This window comes from Actinoplanes sp. NPDC051859 (assembly GCF_044452725.1).
Taxonomy (GTDB): Bacteria; Actinomycetota; Actinomycetes; order Mycobacteriales; family Micromonosporaceae; genus Actinoplanes.
Genome location: NZ_JBITBX010000035.1, coordinates 1 through 4,954, shown reverse-complemented (window position 1 = coordinate 4,954; position 4,954 = coordinate 1). Strand labels below are relative to the sequence as shown.

At 68.5% G+C, this 4,954-nt stretch carries 3 protein-coding genes; 2 read left to right on the top strand and 1 reads right to left on the bottom strand.

The annotated features are described in order from the left end of the window. Positions 1 to 136: 136 nt before the first annotated feature. Complete coding sequence (locus tag ACIA1L_RS33375; RefSeq protein WP_396077068.1) at positions 137 to 1,705, bottom strand: methyl-accepting chemotaxis protein; 1,569 nt, start codon at positions 1,703 to 1,705, stop codon at positions 137 to 139. Positions 1,706 to 1,908: 203 nt separating this feature from the next. Between ACIA1L_RS33375 and ACIA1L_RS33370 the strand changes: the two genes are divergently transcribed. Next, on the top strand, positions 1,909 to 3,525 hold the full coding sequence (locus tag ACIA1L_RS33370; protein ID WP_396077067.1) for an LLM class flavin-dependent oxidoreductase: 1,617 nt from the start codon (positions 1,909 to 1,911) through the stop codon (positions 3,523 to 3,525). Positions 3,526 to 3,728: 203 nt separating this feature from the next. After that, positions 3,729 to 4,865: an Ig-like domain-containing protein gene (locus tag ACIA1L_RS33365; RefSeq protein ID WP_396077066.1), complete on the top strand. Its 1,137-nt coding sequence runs from the start codon at positions 3,729 to 3,731 to the stop codon at positions 4,863 to 4,865. Positions 4,866 to 4,954: the final 89 nt, after the last annotated feature.

Below are 4,954 nucleotides of genomic sequence, written 5' to 3'. Positions count from 1 at the left end.
GCCATCGTCTACTTCGACACCGCCAAAGACGACCAAGGCGACCGCGACATCTCCGTCAACTCCACCAACGCCAGCCTCACCGCGTTCAAAATCCTGGCCGCTAACCCGATCTTCAACGTCACGATCGGCTGATAGGTCACTCGTAGCGGAACTGCGCGACTAGCTCGCGCAGTTCCGCGCTTGTGTGGGTCATCCTGTCTGCGGCAGCTCGGGACTGTTCGGCGCTGTCGCGGTTGCGTTGGGCGATGGCGGTGACGCCCGCGATGGAGTCGGCGATCTGGGCACTGGCCATGGCGGCGCCGGTGACGCCGCGGTTCATCTCGCCGGTGGTCGCGGTCTGCTCCTCGACTGCTGCGGCGATGGTGGCTTGACCGTCGTTGATCCGCGAGATCACCTCGGCGATCCGCTCGATCGCCGCCACCGCGGAGGCGGTGTCGCTTTGGATTGCGTCGACCCGGCGGGTGATGTCCTCGGTGGCTCGGGCGGTCTCCTGGGCCAGATCCTTGACCTCGCCGGCCACCACCGCAAAGCCTTTGCCCGCCTCCCCGGCCCGAGCAGCCTCGATGGTGGCGTTGAGCGCGAGCAGGTTGGTCTGCTCGGCGATTGCCGTGATCGCCTTGACCACGTTGCCGATCTCCGCCGACGACTCCCCCAGCCGCCCGACGGTGCCGCCGGCCTCCCGGACCACGTCCACGGCTGTGCCGGCGACCGTGGCAGCCAGTGAGGTGCTGCTGGAGATTTCGTTGATCGAAGCGCCCATTTCCTCGGCGCCGCCGGCCACCGCGCTCAGGTCGCTCGATACTCGGTCGGCGGCATCGGACAACTCTTCCACCCGCTGCGAGGTGTCGGCCGCGGTGTGCCCAAGGTCCTGCGCCACCTCGTGCAACTGCGCCGCGGAGCCGACCACGCCGGCAGTGGAGGCGCTGATGCCGCGTAAGGTGTCGGTCATCCGCTCGAGAGCGTCGTCGAGCGCCCGTGCCATCTGGCCGATCTCGTCGCTGCGCCGTTCCCGCAGCCGCGGCGTCAGGTCACCACCCGCGACGCGGCCGAGCACGCCGACCACCCGGGACACCGGCTGCCGGATCGCCCGGGTCAAGGCGTAGGCGATGAGCAGCGCCCCCAGCACCGCCACCGCTGCGGCGACGACGTCGATGCGGGTCGCGTTGTCTCGGCTGGTGCGTAGCTCCGCCAGTGCCGCATCGCGTTCCTTGGCGACGAGGGCGTCGTAGTCGGCGGCGGCGTCCAGGCTCTTGCCGTAGTTCGGCCCTTCGTCGATGTTGCTCATGCTGGACGCTTGCCGCAGCTGCCCGGCTTGCACGGTGGACCAGATCTTCTCGTCCAGGGCGACGAACGCGTCGAACCCGGCGCGAAGCCGTTGGAGCGCCTCCGCTTCGGCGGCGCTGCCCGAGCTGGCGTCGAGCTGGTCGAGCAGATCGGCTACCTTCTGCCGGGCGCCGAGGAACGCCTGGTGTTTCACCTCGTGGTCGGAAGCGGTGTACGCGGTCTGTAGCCCGTACATGTCGGAGAAGCGGAATTCCAGCAGAGCGACCAGTCGGGCTTTGGGGTCGATCACTTCGGCGATCTCGGTGGCCTTGTCGTTGAGCGCGTTGCGCACCACCACGCCTTGCAGGACGACGAGCAGCAGTAACGCCAGGATCATCCCGAGGCCTGCCCACAACTTGCTCGCCACGGACAGATTCCGCACCCAGGCCATCCTGAACCCCTTCGCCGACCAGATCCGCGGGGACGAATCCCCGCAAATTATCGGACGAAACGCGGGTTCAGGAGCGGTGGATCGTGAGGTCGGCCGGGCTGTCGCGGGTGACGGTCAGGCAGCTTGCCGGACCGCATCGATGCATCGCGGATAAATTTGGCAGGCCGCCACTGCCGAACGTCGAGGAGACATCGATGAGCACGAGCACCTACGGCCATCGCCTGCAGTTCGGCTCGTTCCTGACGCCCAGTCATGCCGAATCCGCGCGAACGGTCGGCCTCGCCGTGCTCTCCGAGCAGGTGGGGCTGGACCTGGTGACGTTCCAGGACCACCCGTACCAGCCGGGTTTCTTGGACACCTGGACGCTGATGAGCTTCGTCGCGGCGCGGACCACCTCGGTGCGGCTGTCCGCGAACGTCATCAACCTGCCGCTGCGGCCGCCCGCGGTGCTGGCGCGGAGCGTGGCAAGCCTGGACCTGCTCAGCGGCGGCCGGATCGAGCTGGGCCTGGGCGCGGGTGCGTTCTGGGACGCGATCGAGGCGATGGGCGGGCGGCGGCTCAGCGGCGGCGAAAGCGTGCGGGCGTTGACGGAGGCCATCGACGTCATCCGGCAGGTGTGGGACGTTGCAGCGCGGGGCGGGGTCCGCGCCGATGGGGAGTTCTACCGGGTTGCCGGGGCTAAACGGGGACCCGCGCCGGCGCACGAGGTCGGCATTTGGCTCGGCGCGTACAAACCGCGGATGCTCGCGGTGACCGGGCGGCTCGCCGATGGCTGGTTGCCCTCGCTGGGTTACCTGAAGCCGGGCGACCTGGCCGCCGGCAACGCCCGCATCGACGAGGCCGCGCAGGAAGCCGGACGGTCCCCGGCCGCGATTCGCCGCCTGCTCAACATCAATGGCACCTTCGCCACTGCCGGACGCGGTCCGCTGCATGGCCCGGCGGAACAGTGGGCCGAAGAACTGGCGGACCTCGCCCTCACCGACGGCATCGACACCTTCATTCTCGGTAGCGACGACCCCGACGATTTGCGCCGGTTCGCCGGCGAGGTGGCGCCCGCCGTCCGCGAGCTGGTAGCCGCCGAGCACTCCCCCGCACCGGACGCAGCCGCCGATTCCGCTTCCCAGCCGAACACCGGGCCGGACGCAGCCGCCCGTTCCACTCCTCGGTCGAACACCGGGCCGGACGCAGCCGCCCGTTCCACTCCTCGGTCGAACACCGGTCCGGTCACGCCCACCCCGGACGACGGTCGGCGACTCAGCGGACGGCGGGTCTGGGACGAGTCGACCCGGCCCACCGGCCCAACTCCAGACCCGGACCGCACCTACACGGCGCACGAGACGGCCACCGGGCAGCACCTCGTCGACGTGCACGACCAGCTGCGTGCCGAACTCGGCAAAGTCCGCGACCTGGTCGAGCAGGTCGCCGCCGGCGCCATGGACGTCGGTACGGCCCGCTCGCACATCAACACGATGACGCTGCGGCAGAACAACTGGACGCTGGGCACGTACTGCGAGTCGTACTGCCGGATCGTGACGATGCACCACACCCTGGAGGATCAGGCGATGTTTCCGCACCTGCGGCGAGCCGACCCCCGGTTGGCCCCGGTCATCGACCGCCTGGAGCAGGAGCACCACGCCATTCACGACGTCCTCGAAGGCGTCGATCAGGCCTTGGTGGCGTTCGTCACCCGGCCGGACGGCATCGCCGGAGTCCGTGCCGCCGTGGATTTGCTCAGCGACACCCTGCTGTCGCACCTGGCCTACGAGGAACGCGAGTTGGTCGAGCCGCTAGCTCGGCTCGGCATGCGCTGATATTTCCGTATTTCAATGGAAAACTGAATGACACTGCGCCCAGAGTGAGATGTACGCGGCATGAATCCGGGATACCGCGCCTTGCCGCCATGACAGATCATGGTGGCCGACACAGCGCGGGGTTAAGAGGGACCATGGGATCTGGGGCAGTGACCGGCCGGGCCGGGTGGCGTGTGACGGCGGCGACGATAGCGGCCACGAGCATGCTGTTCAGCGCCGCGTGCAGCGGTGAGAAACAAGCGGATCAGGTCGCCCAACCGAGCCCGAGCACCGCCAGCTCCCCAGCGCCCGCCCCGGTCACGGTGGCAGTGACCGCACCGGCCGCCGACGCGACGGGCGTCGCGGCCAGCGCGGAGATTGCCTACAAGTCGGACGATCCGGCGGGCACCACGGTGGAGGTCAAGGACGCCGCCGGCAAGACCGTCGCGGGCACGCAGGACAAGGACGCCAAGGTCTTCCGGCCCGCGAAGGCGCTGAGCTGGGGCAAGAAGTACACCGTCACGGTGGCGAGCACCGCCGGCGCCGGCGGGTCCACCGCCAGCTCCTTCACCGTGATGAAGAAGCCCGGGAAGCTGGTGTCGGCGCAGAGCAACCTCAGCGAAGGCCAGACCGTCGGCGTGGGCATGCCTCTCATGATCATCTTCGACCGCGACGTGCCGAAGAAGCAGCGCGCCGCAGTCGAGCGCCGCATGCAGGTGACCGCCACCCCCGCCCAGGAGGGCAGCTGGTCCTGGACCCGGTCGAACGAGGTCCACTACCGCCCCAAGGTCTACTGGCAAGCTAAGACGAAGCTCTCCTACCGCCTGCACCTCGCCGGCGTCCCGATGGGTGACGGCTACTACGGCGGGTCCGAGCTCACCGGCACTGCCAAGATCGGCCGCTCCCTCGTCATGACCGTCGACAACAAGACCAAGATCATGACGGTCGAGCGGGACGGCAAGGTCGCCAAGAAGATCCCGGTCAGTATGGGCAAGTCCGGCTTCCCCACCGTCAGCGGCACGATGCTGGTCATGAGCAAGGAACGCCGCACGGTCTTCAACACGATCGGCCGCTTCACCGGCGAGGACGCCTACAACAAGGAAATCGAGTACGCCCAGCGCCTCACCTGGGGCGGCCAGTACATCCACGCCGCACCCTGGTCCAACTGGGCCCAGGGCAACTCCAACGTCTCGCACGGCTGCCTCAACGTCTCCCAGGGCCTCGGCGCCTGGCTGTTCGAGAACACGACGCTCGGCGACCCGGTCGTCATCCGCGGCACCGGCGCCCCCCTGGAGAACGGCGACGGCTGGACCGACTGGAACGTCAGCTGGGCCAAGTGGCGCAAGGGCAGCGCCCTCTAGTTGTTCTGTCCACGGACGTTGGTAACGCGTCGGAAGTCCTGACACGGTGAGGACCTCCGGGTGAGGTGGAGCTTGTCGAGAGTTCCGTT

What these genes read in the sequence shown, in the direction of transcription:
- ACIA1L_RS33370 (WP_396077067.1), top strand. Translation starts at nt 1,909, where the DNA reads ATGAGCACGAGCACCTACGGCCATCGCCTGCAGTTCGGCTCGTTCCTG.
- ACIA1L_RS33365 (WP_396077066.1), top strand. Translation starts at nt 3,729, where the DNA reads ATGCTGTTCAGCGCCGCGTGCAGCGGTGAGAAACAAGCGGATCAGGTC.